Source organism: Candidatus Margulisiibacteriota bacterium, from assembly GCA_041661965.1.
Classification (GTDB): Bacteria; Margulisbacteria; WOR-1; order O2-12-FULL-45-9; family XYB2-FULL-48-7; genus XYB2-FULL-45-9.
Genome location: JBAZTH010000001.1, coordinates 350,646 through 365,920, shown reverse-complemented (window position 1 = coordinate 365,920; position 15,275 = coordinate 350,646). Strand labels below are relative to the sequence as shown.

General features: G+C 53.0%; 29 protein-coding genes and 1 pseudogene. All 30 read right to left on the bottom strand.

Annotated features, from left to right (window positions below; all coding sequences use genetic code 11):
* Positions 1 to 92: 92 nt before the first annotated feature.
* The gene (locus WC772_01685) at positions 93 to 1,586 is read right to left on the bottom strand and encodes a DUF2779 domain-containing protein (protein MFA6169467.1); all 1,494 of its coding nucleotides are present in this window, start codon (positions 1,584 to 1,586) and stop codon (positions 93 to 95) included.
* An 8-nt stretch (positions 1,587 to 1,594) separates the two neighbouring features.
* Positions 1,595 to 1,927: a hypothetical protein gene (locus tag WC772_01680; GenBank protein MFA6169466.1), complete on the bottom strand. Its 333-nt coding sequence runs from the start codon at positions 1,925 to 1,927 to the stop codon at positions 1,595 to 1,597.
* A 25-nt stretch (positions 1,928 to 1,952) separates the two neighbouring features.
* A pseudogene (gene rpsI, locus WC772_01675) lies at positions 1,953 to 2,339 on the bottom strand (30S ribosomal protein S9).
* A 141-nt stretch (positions 2,340 to 2,480) separates the two neighbouring features.
* Entirely contained in the window at positions 2,481 to 2,912 is a 432-nt protein-coding gene (gene rplM / locus WC772_01670; GenBank protein ID MFA6169465.1) for a 50S ribosomal protein L13, read from the bottom strand.
* Positions 2,913 to 2,916: 4 nt separating this feature from the next.
* On the bottom strand, positions 2,917 to 3,267 hold the full coding sequence (rplQ, locus tag WC772_01665; GenBank protein ID MFA6169464.1) for a 50S ribosomal protein L17: 351 nt from the start codon (positions 3,265 to 3,267) through the stop codon (positions 2,917 to 2,919).
* Positions 3,264 to 4,211 carry a DNA-directed RNA polymerase subunit alpha gene (locus tag WC772_01660; GenBank protein MFA6169463.1) on the bottom strand — a complete coding sequence of 316 codons (948 nt, stop codon included), beginning with the start codon at positions 4,209 to 4,211 and terminating at the stop codon, positions 3,264 to 3,266. Before WC772_01660 ends, rplQ begins: the two co-directional genes overlap by 4 nt.
* A gap of 23 nt (positions 4,212 to 4,234) precedes the next feature.
* Positions 4,235 to 4,852, bottom strand: a complete 618-nt coding sequence (gene rpsD / locus WC772_01655; protein MFA6169462.1) for a 30S ribosomal protein S4 — start codon at positions 4,850 to 4,852, stop codon at positions 4,235 to 4,237.
* Entirely contained in the window at positions 4,852 to 5,259 is a 408-nt protein-coding gene (gene rpsK, locus WC772_01650) for a 30S ribosomal protein S11 (protein MFA6169461.1), read from the bottom strand. The genes rpsD and rpsK overlap by 1 nt, the downstream gene beginning before the upstream one ends.
* A gap of 3 nt (positions 5,260 to 5,262) precedes the next feature.
* Positions 5,263 to 5,643 carry a 30S ribosomal protein S13 gene (gene rpsM / locus WC772_01645; GenBank protein MFA6169460.1) on the bottom strand — a complete coding sequence of 127 codons (381 nt, stop codon included), beginning with the start codon at positions 5,641 to 5,643 and terminating at the stop codon, positions 5,263 to 5,265.
* Positions 5,644 to 5,655: 12 nt separating this feature from the next.
* On the bottom strand, positions 5,656 to 5,769 hold the full coding sequence (gene rpmJ / locus WC772_01640) for a 50S ribosomal protein L36 (GenBank protein ID MFA6169459.1): 114 nt from the start codon (positions 5,767 to 5,769) through the stop codon (positions 5,656 to 5,658).
* Between the two features lie 9 nt (positions 5,770 to 5,778).
* Positions 5,779 to 6,000 (bottom strand): translation initiation factor IF-1, encoded by a 222-nt coding sequence (infA, locus tag WC772_01635; GenBank protein ID MFA6169458.1) that lies wholly within the window; start codon positions 5,998 to 6,000, stop codon positions 5,779 to 5,781.
* Positions 5,979 to 6,743, bottom strand: coding sequence for a type I methionyl aminopeptidase (gene map / locus WC772_01630; protein ID MFA6169457.1), 765 nt, complete (start codon positions 6,741 to 6,743; stop codon positions 5,979 to 5,981). Before map ends, infA begins: the two co-directional genes overlap by 22 nt.
* Positions 6,743 to 7,399 (bottom strand): adenylate kinase, encoded by a 657-nt coding sequence (locus WC772_01625; protein ID MFA6169456.1) that lies wholly within the window; start codon positions 7,397 to 7,399, stop codon positions 6,743 to 6,745. Before WC772_01625 ends, map begins: the two co-directional genes overlap by 1 nt.
* Positions 7,396 to 8,658: a preprotein translocase subunit SecY gene (gene secY / locus WC772_01620; GenBank protein MFA6169455.1), complete on the bottom strand. Its 1,263-nt coding sequence runs from the start codon at positions 8,656 to 8,658 to the stop codon at positions 7,396 to 7,398. The genes WC772_01625 and secY overlap by 4 nt, the downstream gene beginning before the upstream one ends.
* Positions 8,651 to 9,052, bottom strand: a complete 402-nt coding sequence (gene rplO, locus WC772_01615; GenBank protein ID MFA6169454.1) for a 50S ribosomal protein L15 — start codon at positions 9,050 to 9,052, stop codon at positions 8,651 to 8,653. The genes secY and rplO overlap by 8 nt, the downstream gene beginning before the upstream one ends.
* On the bottom strand, positions 9,036 to 9,548 hold the full coding sequence (rpsE, locus tag WC772_01610) for a 30S ribosomal protein S5 (protein ID MFA6169453.1): 513 nt from the start codon (positions 9,546 to 9,548) through the stop codon (positions 9,036 to 9,038). The genes rplO and rpsE overlap by 17 nt, the downstream gene beginning before the upstream one ends.
* A 1-nt stretch (position 9,549) precedes the next feature.
* A complete protein-coding gene (gene rplR, locus WC772_01605; protein ID MFA6169452.1) occupies positions 9,550 to 9,867 on the bottom strand; it encodes a 50S ribosomal protein L18 in 318 nt (105 codons plus the stop codon).
* 1 nt (position 9,868) lies between these two features.
* Complete coding sequence (gene rplF, locus WC772_01600; protein MFA6169451.1) at positions 9,869 to 10,429, bottom strand: 50S ribosomal protein L6; 561 nt, start codon at positions 10,427 to 10,429, stop codon at positions 9,869 to 9,871.
* Positions 10,430 to 10,439: 10 nt separating this feature from the next.
* A complete protein-coding gene (rpsH, locus tag WC772_01595) occupies positions 10,440 to 10,829 on the bottom strand; it encodes a 30S ribosomal protein S8 (protein ID MFA6169450.1) in 390 nt (129 codons plus the stop codon).
* 18 nt (positions 10,830 to 10,847) lie between these two features.
* Complete coding sequence (locus WC772_01590; GenBank protein MFA6169449.1) at positions 10,848 to 11,033, bottom strand: type Z 30S ribosomal protein S14; 186 nt, start codon at positions 11,031 to 11,033, stop codon at positions 10,848 to 10,850.
* 12 nt (positions 11,034 to 11,045) lie between these two features.
* Positions 11,046 to 11,594: a 50S ribosomal protein L5 gene (gene rplE / locus WC772_01585; GenBank protein ID MFA6169448.1), complete on the bottom strand. Its 549-nt coding sequence runs from the start codon at positions 11,592 to 11,594 to the stop codon at positions 11,046 to 11,048.
* A gap of 2 nt (positions 11,595 to 11,596) precedes the next feature.
* Positions 11,597 to 11,920, bottom strand: a complete 324-nt coding sequence (gene rplX / locus WC772_01580) for a 50S ribosomal protein L24 (GenBank protein ID MFA6169447.1) — start codon at positions 11,918 to 11,920, stop codon at positions 11,597 to 11,599.
* A gap of 15 nt (positions 11,921 to 11,935) precedes the next feature.
* Positions 11,936 to 12,304, bottom strand: coding sequence for a 50S ribosomal protein L14 (gene rplN, locus WC772_01575; protein MFA6169446.1), 369 nt, complete (start codon positions 12,302 to 12,304; stop codon positions 11,936 to 11,938).
* Positions 12,288 to 12,551, bottom strand: coding sequence for a 30S ribosomal protein S17 (gene rpsQ, locus WC772_01570; protein ID MFA6169445.1), 264 nt, complete (start codon positions 12,549 to 12,551; stop codon positions 12,288 to 12,290). The genes rplN and rpsQ overlap by 17 nt, the downstream gene beginning before the upstream one ends.
* Positions 12,548 to 12,766: a 50S ribosomal protein L29 gene (rpmC, locus tag WC772_01565; protein ID MFA6169444.1), complete on the bottom strand. Its 219-nt coding sequence runs from the start codon at positions 12,764 to 12,766 to the stop codon at positions 12,548 to 12,550. Before rpmC ends, rpsQ begins: the two co-directional genes overlap by 4 nt.
* Positions 12,763 to 13,173 carry a 50S ribosomal protein L16 gene (gene rplP, locus WC772_01560; protein ID MFA6169443.1) on the bottom strand — a complete coding sequence of 137 codons (411 nt, stop codon included), beginning with the start codon at positions 13,171 to 13,173 and terminating at the stop codon, positions 12,763 to 12,765. Before rplP ends, rpmC begins: the two co-directional genes overlap by 4 nt.
* Entirely contained in the window at positions 13,142 to 13,819 is a 678-nt protein-coding gene (gene rpsC, locus WC772_01555) for a 30S ribosomal protein S3 (protein MFA6169442.1), read from the bottom strand. Before rpsC ends, rplP begins: the two co-directional genes overlap by 32 nt.
* Positions 13,819 to 14,157: a 50S ribosomal protein L22 gene (gene rplV, locus WC772_01550; protein MFA6169441.1), complete on the bottom strand. Its 339-nt coding sequence runs from the start codon at positions 14,155 to 14,157 to the stop codon at positions 13,819 to 13,821. The genes rpsC and rplV overlap by 1 nt, the downstream gene beginning before the upstream one ends.
* Entirely contained in the window at positions 14,157 to 14,441 is a 285-nt protein-coding gene (rpsS, locus tag WC772_01545) for a 30S ribosomal protein S19 (protein ID MFA6169440.1), read from the bottom strand. The genes rplV and rpsS overlap by 1 nt, the downstream gene beginning before the upstream one ends.
* Before the next feature lie 2 nt (positions 14,442 to 14,443).
* Positions 14,444 to 15,274 carry a 50S ribosomal protein L2 gene (gene rplB / locus WC772_01540; GenBank protein ID MFA6169439.1) on the bottom strand — a complete coding sequence of 277 codons (831 nt, stop codon included), beginning with the start codon at positions 15,272 to 15,274 and terminating at the stop codon, positions 14,444 to 14,446.
* Between the last annotated feature and the right edge of the window lies 1 nt (position 15,275).

The window sequence follows — 15,275 nt, the reverse complement described above, 5'->3', positions numbered from 1 at the left end:
TAAAGCTGGGCCCCATCAGTAGTGCATATTTTTCTGGGCATGATTGCTCTAGTGATGAGATTATATCACCGCCTCAAACCCTATTTCAACTATTATTTTTCGCTTAATTTTGCCGTTTCAGCGGCTTTTTTTAGGGCAAGCAAAATATCGATCATCGCCTGGGTATCCAGCTCGCAATAAACCTCCAACGCCCGGCGAATTTCCGCTCGGTCGGCGGGCTCAACCTTCGGGTTAAAAGTTACCCTGTAATACTCGAGGCTGGCGGTCCGGCCATCCTCGATCCGCAATCCCTGATAGCTCTTGCCGGCCAAGATCGGCAGGACTTTTTTGAGCGAAAGTTTCCCCTCCTGCCCCGGATGATAAAAAGCAAAGTCCTGGAAGACCTCCAGCAAGTCTACAAATCGTTTCTCCACTGCCTTGAAATGGTCGAGAAACTCCGGATAAGCCTGGCAGCAGTTCATAATGATCTTCATTTCGTACTGGGCGTAATAGGCCAGGATCGTCCCCGCTGTTCCCAGATCGATCTTTAACCGTCGCAAAACTTCCGGCCGGGGATCAACCGCCCCGTCCGCCAGGAAAGACAAATGCCTTGGGGCCACCCCCTCCCGATCGATCACATGCAGGGAAAATTGAAAAGGGACCTCATCGTATGGGGTCGTCTGGTCGTAGATCGGAATGACCGGCGCGATCGTCTCAAAGTCGAGAAAATATAAGGGGTATTGGAGCTTGGCAAAAAAACGCTCCAGCGCCGGGGGATCAATATGGGGCCGGCCATTCTTGATCGCCGCGATCTGGATCGCCTGTTTATCGGTCAGATTAAAATCGGCGGGAACGTTCTTGAGGTCGAAAACCCCCTGTTCAACCAGATCAAAAGCGCTTTTAACCCCTCGGTGAAGAGTAAAAACATCGTCTTGAACCGGTAAAAACGACCAGCAATCGCTTTCCAGCGGGCAGTCGCGCAATTCCTCGCATTGCCGCCCGGGAGAGATGTTCGGGCTCTCTTTATCAAGGATGTCGATCATCGCCGCGACATTTTCCGGGACTTCCGGCAGGATCTCGTCAACTTTTTCGCTGATATCTTTTTTGGCAAAGAGCGCTTTAACGTCGAGATCGCCATTCTTCACGTATCCCCGGTTAATATGCATCAAATAACAGCGTCCAATCTTGAGCCCGGCCGATTGGTAAACATATTTCTGAAAACCGACGTCATAATAGTGTTCCGCTTTGGTGTCGGTCGAACTTTTCACTTCGATCAGGTCCCATTCATCTTCCCCGACAGGAAGCAGGATATCGGCCCGGGCATAGGCGTTATCGATCAGAAAGCCGGCCTCGAAAAGCGGTTTTCTAAGTTGCAGCGCGGCGCGGGAATTAGCGTCGACCTCGGCCTTGTCGTAGCTGGATTTGATAAGAATTCCATCGGGAAAATTCAACCGGGCCATTTCTTCCACCCGGCGGCCGTCGTTCATGACGGCCCGGAGCGCCAGATCAGGCTTTTTGAGTTCAGCGCGACGGTGGACCTTGAACCAGAGGAGTTTCAGACAGCGGAGTCCGTCCTTGTAAAGTGATTTGGTGATTAACGGGCCCATGTTAAGGGCTAGTCGTTCCGCTCCCAGTGGACCTCGACAAATTTTTCGCCGTTGAGAAATTTGAACTCATGAGCGCCCTTATAGGCGTGGGTCAACGCCTTGCCGATATGCAAGGCCAAGTTGTGGGTGGAGGTTTCAGCCCAGATCGCGCCGTCTTTTTTCTCGACTTTTATCAGGCGGGCCTTGGCGTCCCGTTCTTCGGCCAGTTTCCCTTCGTTATTGATCAGATTGATCAGGTCGGTCTCGTGGTCGAGCAGGAAGGAACCGCTAAGCTTGATCAGACCGCCCTCTTCGATCTTGTCGGGCTTCATGAAATCTTCGTAATGTCTCTCGATCTTCATAGTTGATCCCTCCCCCAAAAAATCCTTATCGTTTGGTGAACTGGAAGGCGCGGCGGGCGCGTTTGAGGCCGTACTTCTTCCGTTCCTTCATTCTCGGATCGCGGGTCATGAGCCCTTCTTTCTTCAATAGGGTCTTAAATTCAGGGTTGGCGACAACGAGCGCCCGGGAGATCCCAAGGCTCATCGCGGTCGCTTGGGCCGGAACGCCGCCTCCCAAGACTTGGGCGATAACGTCGTACTTACCGGCAGTCTGGGTCACGACAAAAGGTCGGTTGATCCGATATTCGAGGATTTTGCGGCCGCAATAGTACTGTGGGACGGTCTTACCGTTAACCGTCATACCGCCTTTACCGGGAACCAGCCAGACTTTAGCGATCGCTTCTTTACGCCGACCGGTGCCGTAATACTTAACCGAGTTGTCTTTGACTTTTTCTTTCGCTTTTTTCGGATGAGCGTGGTGGGCCGGAGCGGTATGCGTCGCCGGAGCGACTTCTTCGCGAGCGGCCGGTTTCTTATGATGGACAGGAGCTTTTTTTGTTTCGTTCATCTTTTTTTACACCTCAAGTTCAGGAATTTTCGCGTATTGGGCTGGGGTTCCGGTGAACACTTTCAATTTTCTGATAATTTGCGCACCAAGCCTGGTGTGGGGGATCATCCCTTCAATCGCCAGGCGAATGACCTTTTCCGGCTTGGTCTGGAGCATCTTTTCCAGGATGACCGTTTTGTCCCCGCCCGGATAGCCGGAGTGGGTAAAATAAGTCTTAGCTTTGAGCTTATTCCCGGTAACCTTAACCTTATCGGCATTGACGACGACAATGTAATCGCCGCAATCGGTCTGGGGAGTATAAAGGGTCTTATGCTTCCCGCGTAAATAGACGGAGGCTTTGGTCGCGAGCCGGCCCAGGACCTTGCCGGTCGCGTCGATCCGGTACCATTTTCTCTTGATCATCTTGTTGTTAGCGAATATCGTGTTGTTCTTTTTCATGCCTTTATACCAATTCCAGCCGGGCCAGAGGAGCGGCATCTCCCAAGCGACGGCCGATTTTAATAATGCGGGTGTAACCGCCCGCTCGACCTTCGAACCTTTCCGGAAAACTCTTAAAAATTGTCGTGACCACGGCTTTGTCGTGCAACACGCTTTCCGCTTTGCGGCGGGAAAAGAGGTCGTTAGACTTTGTGCAGGTGATCAGCTTCTCCGCCATCCGCCGGGCTTCTTTCGCCCTGGTCAAAGTGACGTTGACATGGCCGTAGAGAAAAAGCGATCTGACGATCGAGCGGAGCATCGCCATCCGCTGGTCGGCCGGCTTACTTAATTTACTGTTGCCTTTCCGGTGTCTCATTCTCCCGACTCTCCTTTTAGATGCAATTTGTATTCCGACAGCCGCGCCCGGACTTCGGTCAGTGATTTCTCGCCGAAGTTATCGAGCTTCATCAGTTCCGGTTCGGAATAGGTCATCAGCTCCCCAACGGTCTTGATCCCCGCCTTTTTCAGGCAGTTGAGGGACCGCGAAGAGAATTCCAGGTCTTCAACGCTCATGTCGAGAACGGCGGAAGGAGAATCTTCCTTCCCGCCCAGTTCCAGGTTGAGCGCTTCGGACTTTTCACCGACATGAACAAACAGATCGACGTGGCGGGCCAGGATCTTGGCGCTTTCTTTGACCGCTTCGTCGGGCCGAATGCTGCCGTTGGTCCAAACGGTCATGACCAAACGATCATAGTTGATCTCTTGACCGACGCGGACCTCTTCGGTCGCGATGTTGACCTTGACCACCGGGGTAAAGATCGAATCGGTCGGGATAAAGCCAACCGGCAGACTGGCTTTTTTGTTCCGGGCGGAAGAAACATAGCCATGGCCGCGTTCGACGATCAGCTCCATGGAAAGTTTGCCGTTGGAATCAAGATTCGCCAGGACCAGATCTTTATTGATGATCTCGATCTCATCGTCATGCTCGATGTCGCCGGCCTTAACCTCGCCCGCCCCCTTAGCTTTAAGGGTGACGGTCTTCGGCTGGTCGGAATGGGACTTAATAACCAGTTCTTTCAGGTTCAAAATGATGTGCAAAACGTCTTCGGTCACCCCGCTGATGGTCGAAAACTCGTGCGACACGCCGTCGATCTTAACCGCGGTCACGGCCGCACCCGGCAGCGAAGAAAGCAGGATCCGGCGCAAGGGATTGCCCAGGGTCTGGCCATAGCCCCTCGGCAGCGGCTCCACCACGAATTTACCGAAACTGTCCGAAACTTCAGCCACCTTGACCCATGGCTTCTCTCCAATAGTTACCATTAATTTACCTCCTTAAAAATCACTTACCGAGAATAATACTCAACGATAAGATTTTCGGCGATCGCCGCGTCGATCTCGTCCCTGGTCGGCAGAGAAACGATCTTCCCTTCCGCCTCACCGGACAAGGCCAGCCATTTCGGCGTAATCTTGTCAGGGAACTTTTCGAGCGCTTCTTTCGCTAATTTCACGATCTTGGCGTTAACCTTGATCAGATCGCCGACCTTCACGGAGAAGGAAGGGATGTTGACCTTTTTCTCGTTGACGATGATCCCGCCGTTGCGGACTATCTGCCTTGCCGCCTGACGGGAAGTAGCGAACCCAAGGCGATAAACCACGTTGTCCAGCCGGCGTTCAAGATATTGCAGCAGCTGTTCTCCGGTCACCCCTTTGCGCTTGGCGGCTTTATCGAAATAGCCGGCGAATTGCTTCTCGCCCAAACCGTAAATGCGGCGGGCTTTCTGTTTTTCGCGCAAACGGATCTGATATTCGGAAACGCGGGCCGGCAGTTTGCCGTGCTGTCCCGGAGCGTAGGAACGCCGCGAATAAGGACACTTCTCGGTATAGCACTTCTCCCCTTTGAGAAAAAGCTTTTCGCCTTCCCGGCGGCAAAGCTTACAGGTCGCTTCAATATGTCTGCCCATTAGACTCTCCTCCTCTTGGGAGGCCGGCAGCCGTTATGCGGAATGGGGGTAACGTCTTTAATGGAACTGATCTCCAGTCCCGCCCCCTGCAAAGAACGGATCGCCGTTTCACGGCCCGCGCCCGGTCCTTTGACCAAAACACTGACCTCACGAACTCCCATTTCCAGCGCTTTAGCGGCCGCCTTTTCGGCAGCGGCTGACGCCGCGAACGGAGTCCCTTTTTTTGTTCCTTTAAAACCATTCGCCCCGGCCGATGACCAGGAAACGACACCACCATTGGAATCGGTAATGGAAACAATCGTGTTGTTGAAAGTCGCCTGGATATGCGCGACCCCAACCGAGTGAACCTTTCTTTTATCTTTCTTTTTCTTAGGCGCTGCTGGCGCCTTAGCCGCTGTTTCTTCCATGGTTTATGTCTTTTCCTCCTTTTTCCTTCCAAGCCCGACGGTCTTTCTCTTGCCCCGGCGGGTGCGGCCGTTGGTCCGGGTCCGCTGTCCGCGAACCGGCAAACCTTTGCGGTGGCGCGAACCGCGGTATGAACCGATGTCGATCAAGCGCTTGATATGCATGGAGATATCTTTGCGGAGATCCCCCTCCAACCGGTAATCCTTGAGCACGTCACGGATCGTGACGACTTCGGAATCGGTCAGGTCTTTAACTTTAGTTTCAGGGCTGACGTTCGCTTTCGCTAGGATTTCCTCGCTTAGCGTGTCGCCAATCCCGTAAATATAAGTTAAGCCGACAATTATCCTTTTATTGGGCGGCAAATCGATACCAATCAGACGTACCATCAATTCCTCCTTTTAACCTTGCCGCTGCTTATGCTTCGGGTTCTCGCACAGAACGTAGACCCGACCGCGCCGGCGGACAATCTTGCATTTATCACATATTTTTTTAACTGACGATCTTACTTTCACAATTTTACCTCACTTTAAACGATACGTAATTCGGCCCCGGGTCAAGTCGTAAGGCGAGAGCTCAACTCTGACCTTATCTCCAGGGAGGATCCGAATGTAATTTTTTCGGATCTTGCCTGAAACGTGCGCCAGGATCAATTGTCCCGTTTCGACCTTGACCCTGAAAAGCGCGCTCGGCAGAGCCTCCGTCACTTCGCCTTCCAGTTCGATTACATCTTTGTCTTTTGCCATAAGGTCAATATCTCCGGATCACCTTTAGTGATCAAAACCGTGTGCTCGAAATGGCAAGAAAGCCCGCCGTCTTCGGTCACGACCGTCCAGCCATCATCAAGAGTCTTTATCCGCCAAGTCCCCGTGTTCAGCATCGGCTCAATCGCGATGATCATTCCGGCCTGAAGGTGGATCCCTTCTCCGGGGAACCCGAAATTCGGCACCAACGGGTCTTCGTGCATCTCCCGACCGATCCCGTGGCCGTAAAGTTCACGGACAACTGAAAAGCCTTGTTTCTCGCCGGCTTTCTGGATCGCGTGGGAAATATCCCCTAACCGCTTGCCGACCCGGGCCTGTTTGATCCCCGCCCGAAGCGCCTCTTTTCCGGCCCGTAAGAGCTTCTCCGTTTTGCCGGAGATCTTGCCGACCGGGAAAGTCGCGGCATTGTCGCCGCAATAACCCTTATACTTGACCCCGACATCGATACTGACAATGTCTCCATCTTTGATCAGTCGTCCGCCAGGGATCCCGTGGACCACTTCCGAATTGACCGAGAGACAAGTCGCGTGCCGGTAACCGCGATACCCCTTAAAAACCGGCTCGGCCCCTCGTTCGCGGATGACCTTTTCACCGTAAGCGTCAAGCTCGGCGGTCGTGATCCCCGTTTTCAGGTAATCTTTCAATTCAGCCAAGGCTTCAGCCGCGATCGCGCCGGCTTCGCGCATCAACTGGATCTCTTTTTCGGTTTTAATCGAAATCGCCATCAAAGAGCAGTGGCATTAGCCAGGACCTTGAGCACGTTATTGAACGCTTTTTCAATCGGCAAGGAAGCGTCAATCTCCACCATCTTTCCGGTCTTGCCGTAATAATCGACCAATGGTCTGGTTGATTTTTCGTAAACTTCAAAACGGGTCCGGATCACGCTCGGATTGTCGTCCTGGCGCAGGATCAATTCTCCCCCGCAAATGTCGCATTTGTCGGCGACTTTCGACGGACTGTGCTCCAGGTGGTAGACGGCGCCGCAATCTTTGCAGCTCCGGCGGCCCGAAAGCCGGCTGACCACTTCTTCCTGATCGATCTTGAAATAGAGGACGTAATCGATCGACCGGTTCAACTCTTTAAGCATCGCGTCGAACGCTTCCGCCTGGGCCGCGGAACGCGGAAAACCGTCCATGATAAAGCCGACCTGACAATCCGGATTACTGATCCGTTTCCTGGCCAGCGCGATCGTCAGCTCGTCCGGCACCAATTTGCCGGCATCCATGAATTCTTTCGCCTTTTTTCCGATCTCCGAACCGATCCGAACTTCTTCCCGCAACAGATCGCCTAAAGAGATGTGCGGCAGTTTTTTCGCGTCCGCGATCAACTTCGCCTGCGTCCCTTTCCCCGATCCGGGCGGTCCAAGTAAAACCAAGATCATGCGATTATTCCTTCGTACTGGCGGGTCACCAGATGGGTCTGGATCTGACGGACCAGATCAAGCGCGACGCCGACCATGATCAGCAGCGCGGTTGAACCGAGTCCCTGGAACGACGTGATGTGGGTCAAGCTTTCCACAATTGTCGGCACGATCGCCACCAGCGACAAGAAAAGGGCCCCCACCAAAGTCAGCCTGGTAATAACATATTCCAAATACTGGGCGGTCGGCTTACCAGGCCTGATCCCCAGAACAAACCCGCCGTATTTCTTAATGTTCTCGGCCAGCTCGGTCGGATTGAACGTGATCGCCGTATAAAAATACGTAAAGAAAAAGATCAATCCGAAATACAGGAACATGTACAAACTACCCGACGGCGAAAAGAGCTGGACAAAACTTTGCACGGCCGGGTTCGGAATGAACTGGGCCAGCGTCGCCGGGAACATTAGGACCGATGAAGCAAAAATGATCGGGATAACCCCCCCCTGATTGATCCGCATCGGAATGTAGGTCGATTGTCCGCCATACATTTTCCGGCCCACGACCCTTTTGGCGTATTGGACCGGGATCCGCCGCTGGGCTTCCTGGACCAGGACGATCGCCACGATCATCGCCAAAAAAGCCAGGAGCAGGATCAAGACGCCGAAAAATGACGCCCCCCCCCGGACCAACGTTATCGTCTGGCTGATATTGGACGGGATGCGCGAAACGATCCCGACAAAGATCAGGATCGAAGCGCCGTTCCCAATTCCCCGTTCGGTGATCAACTCACCGAACCACATTACCAAGGTACTGCCTGCCGTTAGGGAAATGATCGTTCCCAGCAGGAAAACAAGAAAACTATAACCGTCAACCATGACCCCGCGCAACCAAAACGACATGCCGAACGCCTGAAAGGCGGCCAGGACAACCGTCAGATAGCGAGTGTAGCTCGCGATCTGCTTGCGGCCGGCGTCCCCTTCTTTCGCCAGCTCTTCGAGCTGGGGGACCACGACCTGCAGAAGCTGCATGATGATCGACGCGTTAATGTACGGTACGATCCCCATCGCGAAGATCGAAAAGCGCATAAACGCGCCGCCGGTGAACAGGTCCAGAAAACCAAGGACGTTGCCGCCACCGAATAACCCGGCCAGCTTGACGGTGTCGATCCCCGGGACCGGGATATGCACGCCGACCCGGAAAAGGACGATCATGCCGACCGTGAATAAAAACTTTTTCCTTAAATCGGCTATATTGACCAGACCGGAAACAAAGTTAAGCATTAATTAACGTTACTTTCCCGCCGGCTGCTTCGATCTTCTTTTTCGCCGCGGCGCTGACCTTATGAGCCTTGACTTCAACCGGTCCTTTCAATTCCCCGGAGCCGAGGATCTTGATCAAACCGGTGGCCTTTTGCGCTCTCTCAATTTCCGACAGGTTAAACACCTGGTAAACGACCCGGAACGGATAATTCTTGAAACCACGTTTCGGCAAGCGGCGGTAAAGCGGGGTCTGCCCGCCTTCAAACCGCGATCCCTTGGTTCCACCGGAACGACTGGTCTGCCCTTTGTGGCCGCGACCGCAGGTTTTGCCGAGACCGGAACTGGTTCCGCGACCGACCCGTTTTTTTCTTTTTTTAGCGCCCGCTTTGGGCTTTAAATTACTCAGATTTAACATAATGTACGTTCGGTTCCTTTCCTCTTTCTTTGGTCACCTGATCGAGCCGTTTCAAAAGGCTAAGCCCGTTCAGGGTCGCTCGCGCCACGTTGATCGAATTGGCCGAACCGATCTTTTTGGCAACGATATTCTTAACCCCGGCCAGTTCGAGGATCGTCCGGACGGAGCCGCCGGCGATAACGCCGGTTCCCCGGGGAGCCGGGCGCAAGACGACCTTGCTGGCCGAAAATTTACCGTGCACATCGTGCGGGATCGAGCCATTGATGATCGGCACTTCCATGATCGCTTTCTTGGCCGCCTCAACACCTTTGCGGATCGCGGCCGAAACTTCAGCCGCTTTCCCGATGCCGAGACCGACCCGAAACTTCATGTCGCCAACGACCACGACGGCGCGGAAACCCATCTTTTTACCCCCCTTGACCACTTTGGTCACCCGGGCGATGCTGACTACTTTTTCTTTAAATTCCGAATCTCGGTTCCTGTCCTGATATCTCATATTAGAATTCCAGTCCTCCTTCGCGAGCCGCGTCCGCCAGCGCCTTTACCCGACCGTGATAAATAAAAGAGCCCCGGTCAAAAACAACTTTCTTGACCCCTTTAGCTTTCGCTCTTTCCGCGATCAGTTTGCCGATCTTCTTGGCGGCGGCAATATTCCCGCCGTTTTTGACCAGATCTTTTTCAATCGAGGAAGCGGCCGCCAGGGTCCGGCCTTCGCTGTCGGCAATGACTTGCGCGTGAATATTCTTAATGCTGCGGAAAACAGCCAAGCGCGGCCGTTCCAGTGTTCCAAATACTTTTTTCTTTCTGATCGCCATTTTAGCTCTTGCCTCCCGACGTCGCCTTGGCCGCTTTACCGGCTTTGCGTCTGACTACTTCGCCAACGTAACGGATCCCTTTCCCTTTATAGGGTTCAACTTTTCTGGTCAACCGGATCTCGCAAGCGATCGCGCCGACCTTTTGGGCGTCGATCCCTTTGATCTTGATCCTGGTCCCCCCCTGAACTTCAAAATCAATCCCTTGGGGCGGCTCAAACTCAACCGGGTGCGAATATCCAAGCTGTAATTGAAGCTTCTTGCCAGCCAGGGTCGCGCGATAGCCGACGCCGACTAAGTCTAGTTCTTTTTCAAAGCCTTTAGTCACGCCGGTGATCATATTCTCGATAATGCTGTTGTAAAGACCCTGCATCGCCTGCGCTTCACAAGTAGTCTCGACGATATTGGTCAGCAGCTTGCCGTTATCGATCACAACCTTGACGATCGGCTTGAAATCAAACGCCAGGGTCCCTTTCGGTCCTTTAACGCTGACATTCCCTTCCGGCGTGAGTTTGATATCGACGCCTTTGGGGATCTCTAATATTCTTTTGCCTATTCTTCCCATTTTCTTCTCCCTACCACACGTAACAGAGCATCTCGCCGCCGATCTTCTGCTTGCGGGCAGCGTCGTCGGTCATTAGCCCCTTTGGCGTAGAAATTATCGCTAAACCGAAACCGGCCTGAATGCGCGGGATCGCCTTGCTGCCAACGTAAACCCGGCGGCCGGGGGTGCTGACCCGTTTGACGCCGACGATCACGCTGCGGCGATTATCGTTATACTTAAGAGCGACCCGTAAAACTTTCTTGTTCATGCGGGCGATGACGTCGAACTTGCCGATAAACCCTTCTTCCAGCAGGATCTTGAGGATCCCTTCCTTCATTTTGGAATGAGGAATATCAACCGTATCCTTTCTGACCTTGATCGCGTTGTTTACTCTAACCAACAAATCTGCTATTGGATCCATTCTTCTATCTCCTTAAATTTACCAGCTGGATTTGACCACGCCTGGGATTTGACCTTGGTGCGCCATCTTCCGAAAGCAAAGACGACAAAGCCCGAATTTTCTAATATAAGCGCGCCGGCGGCCGCAGACAAAACAGCGGTGGACCAGCCGGGTCGAAAACTTCGGCTCACGTTTTAATTTTTCCAACCAACACTTTTTCGCCATCATTTTCTCCTCTTATACATCGTGGGTCCGGAACGGGATGCCGAGCGCCTCCAAAAGATCTCTGGCTTCGGCGTCGGTCCGGGCCGAGGTCACGAACGTGATGTCCATCCCTCTAACCGCGTCAACCTTGTTGTAATCGACTTCCGGGAAGATCAACTGTTCTTTGATCCCCATGGAGTAATTCCCCCGACCATCGAACGACTTGGGATTGACCCCTCTGAAGTCGCGGATCTTCGGCAAACAAATACCGATCAATTTATTGACGAATTGCCACATCCGCTTCCCGCGGAGGGTGACCTTCAAGCCGATCGGGGTGTTCCCTTTGAGCTTAAAGTTGGCGATCGCTTTTTTACTATTGATCACCAGCGGCTTCTGCCCGACAATGCCGGCCAGTTCGGCCGCGGAAACCTCGATCGCTTTGGGATTTTCCCTCGCCTCGCCGACCCCCCGGTTGATCACCAGCTTTTCCAGTCGCGGAACCGACATCGCGTTCTTGTAGTTATGCTTATCCTGCAGCTTTTTGACGATAATTTTATGATAATCCTGTCGTAGATCTTTCATGGTTATACCTTATCCATTATTTCTTTGCACTTTTTGCAAGTGCGCCGATTTTTTCCTTCGACTTTTGTAATGCCGACGCGGGTCGGCTTGCCGCAGCGCGGACAAACAAGGATCGCCTTCGAAGCCAGGAACGGCAGGGCCTTGTCAATAATACCGCCCGGCATCTTGTTCATCGGCTTCTGGTGGCGCTTGGCAACGTTGATCCCTTCAGCGATCAAGGTCCCTTTTTCCGGATTGACTTTGACAACTTTCCCTTTCTTCCCTTTGTTTTTGCCGGAAAGCATCAGCACCGTGTCGCCTTTTTTAATTCTTGTTGTATTTTCCATTTTTCCTTCTACCTTTTACACTACTTCCGGGGCCAGTGAAATAATCTTCATGTAATCTTGTTCGCGCAATTCCCGGGCAATCGGCCCGAAAACGCGGGTCCCGCGCGGGTTCTTGTCTTTGGCGACAATCACGACCGCGTTATCGTCGAAACAAACGTAGGAACCGTCGCTCCGACGGAGCTTCTTTTTGGTCCGAACAACCACCGCGAAAACAACTTCGCCGTCTTTAACGGTCATGTTCGGCATTACTTCTTTGACCACGCCAACGATCATATCGCCCACCCCGGAAAACTTGCGGTTCGACCCGCCGAGGCAGCGAATGACCATCAGGGTCCGAGCGCCACTATTATCGGCAACTTTTAAGATACTACGCGGCTGAATCAACGTTAACCCTCCTCACTACGCGCCAATGTTTGTCTTTCGAGATCGGTTTCGTCTCCATGATCTCGACTAAGTCCCCGATCTTGTACTGGTTCTGCTCGTCATGAGCTTTGAATTTCTTCGCCATCCGGACCACCTTATGATATTTCGGGTGCCGAAAAACCCTCTCGACTCTAACAACGATGGTTTTCTGCATCTTATCGCTGACTACCACACCCTGTCTGACTTTTGGATTACCTCTTTCCACTATTTGCCCTCCTTGGCAGGAACCGGCTTTTTAGCCGCCTTTTCGTTAACGATCGTCAAAACTCTGGCGATCCCCCGGCGCAGCTCCCGCTGTTTCAGAGGGTTCTTGACCTGCTGTCCGGATTTTTGGATCCGGAGCGTAAAAAGTTCTTTTCTAAGCTCCGACGCTTTTTTAGTTAATTCGCCGACCGATAATTCTCTTAATTCGCTGATCTTCATTGTTTCACCACCAGCCGGACCGCCATCGGTAATTTATAACTGGCCAGTTCGAAAGCCCGCTGGGCGTCTTCCAGGCTGACGCCGGCGATCTCGAATATGATATGACCGCGCTTAATCGGAACGACAAACTTGGCCGGCGCCCCTTTACCGCTCCCCATGCGGGTCTCGGCCGGCTTCGCCGTCACGACCTTGTCGGCGCAGACCCGGAGCCAGATCTTGCCGCCGCGTTTAAAAAAATGGGTCATCGCTTTTCTGGCCGATTCGATCTGATTGGTCGTCAGATAAACGCATTCTTCCGACTGCAAGCCAAACTCACCGAAGTGGAGAGTATTCCCCCGGGAAGCCTCGCCGTTGAGCCGGCGGCGCTGGTGCTTCCTAAACTTTGTTTTCGATGGTATTAGTGCCACTCTTCGTCTCCTTTACTTCAGGCAAGACTTCGCCCTTGTAGATCCAAACTTTTATGCCGATCTTCCCGTAAAGGGTCATCGCTTCGGCAAAGCCATAATCGATCCTGGCGCGCAAGGTCTGCAGCGGCACCCGGCCGCTCCGGTACCATTCGCTGCGGGCGATTTCGGCGCCGTCCAAGCGGCCGCCGCACATGATCTTGATCCCTTTGGAGCCGGCGCGCAGGGAGCGGGAAACACCTTGCTTCATCGCCCGGCGGAAAGAAATGCGCTTCTCTAACTGTTGGGCGATATTCTCCGCCATCAGAATGGCGCAGGAATCAGGATTCGGTTCTTCATGAATATTGAGCTGGACCGTCTTGCCAAGTTTCTTGATCAACTGTTCGCGCAGGGCCGCGACCTCTTTGCCGCCTTTACCGATGATCAAACCAGGCTTGGCAGTATTAAGATCAACTTCGATCTGATTCGCTTTACGGCTGATCTTGATCCTGGAAACCCCCGCTTTATAAAGCGTGTTCTTCAGATAACTGCGCAGCTCCACGTCTTCTTGCAATAATTTCTTGAAGTTCTGGTCGTCGGCATACCAATAACTATCCCATTCTTCAATAATTCCGAGCCTTAAACCTTTTGGGTGGACCTTTTGACCCATTACTTTGCCTCCTGTACTGATACTGTCACGTGGCTGGTGCGTTTCTTGATCGGAAAAGCCCGGCCCCGAGCGCGCGGTTGGAACCGCTTCATCACGAAGCCTTTGGTCACGAACACTTCTCCGAGCACCAACTTCGCTTCGTTCAATTTATAGTTATTCGTGGCGTTAGCGATCGCCGACTTCATGGTCTTCTCAATGATCCGGGCCGCTTTCTGCGGCATGAACTTGAGGAGAGCCAACGCTTCGGCCACCGACTTGCCGCGAACTTCATTCATCACCCGCATGATCTTGCGGGGGGAACTGCGCACCCATTTTGATTTTGCTTTTACGTTAACCATTAGGCTGGCGCCGTCCCTTTATCCGCCGGCGAACTGTGGCCGCGGAAAGATCTGGTCTGGGCAAATTCCCCGAGCTTGTGGCCGACATAATTTTCGGTTATATAGATCGGAATATGCTTGTTCCCGTTATGGACCGCCAGGGTCAGGCCGACCATGTCGGGAATGACCGTTGAACTGCGGGACCAGGTTTTAATAACTTTTTTGTCGTTAGTCGCTTGAGCTTTCTGCACTTTTCGGAGCAGCTTCTCTTCAACGAACGGCCCTTTATGCAAAGAACGTGCCATGTCTACTTTTTCCTCCTAGACAAAATAAAGCGATTGCTGCGCAGACGAGGTTTTCTTGTCTTCTTACCCAAAGTAGGTTTGCCCCAAGGGGTAACAGGATGTTCTCTCCCGATGCCAGACTTACCCTCACCGCCGCCGTGGGGATGATCACAAGGATTCATCACGACACCGCGGACTTCCGGACGACGACCAAGATGCCGTTTCTTACCGGCCTTACCCATAATGAGATTTTTGTGATCAAGGTTCCCGACCTGCCCGACCGTGGCCCGGCAGGTAATCAGGATCATCCGCTGCTCGCCGGATGGCATCTTTACAATAGCATAATTTCCTTCTTTTGCCAACAGCGATAATCCGGCGCCGGCGGAGCGGGCCAGTTTGCCGCCGCGGCCCGGATCGATCTCAACATTATGGACGGTGGTCCCGACCGGAATCGCCGACAGAGGCAAAGCATTCCCCGGCTTGATATCGGCTTCGACCCCGGACATAATCGCGTCGCCGACCCCAACCCCGAGCGGCGCCAGAATATAATTTCTGACGTTGTCGGTATATTCGATCAGCGCGATGCGGCAGTTCCGGTTCGGATCGTATTCGATCGCCACGACCTTGGCCGCGACATTGTCCTTGTTCCGGACAAAATCGATGATCCGATAATGCTTTTTGTTCCCGCCGCCCCGATGGCGCATCGAAACAAAACCGCGCCAATCGCGGCCCGACTTCTGTTTTTTGCCGGCCAGCAAACTCTTCTCCGGATAATTTTTTGTAATATCGGAGTAGTCGTCGGCAATCCTAAACCTTGTGCCCGGACTTGTTGGTCTATTTCTCTTCAAACCCATG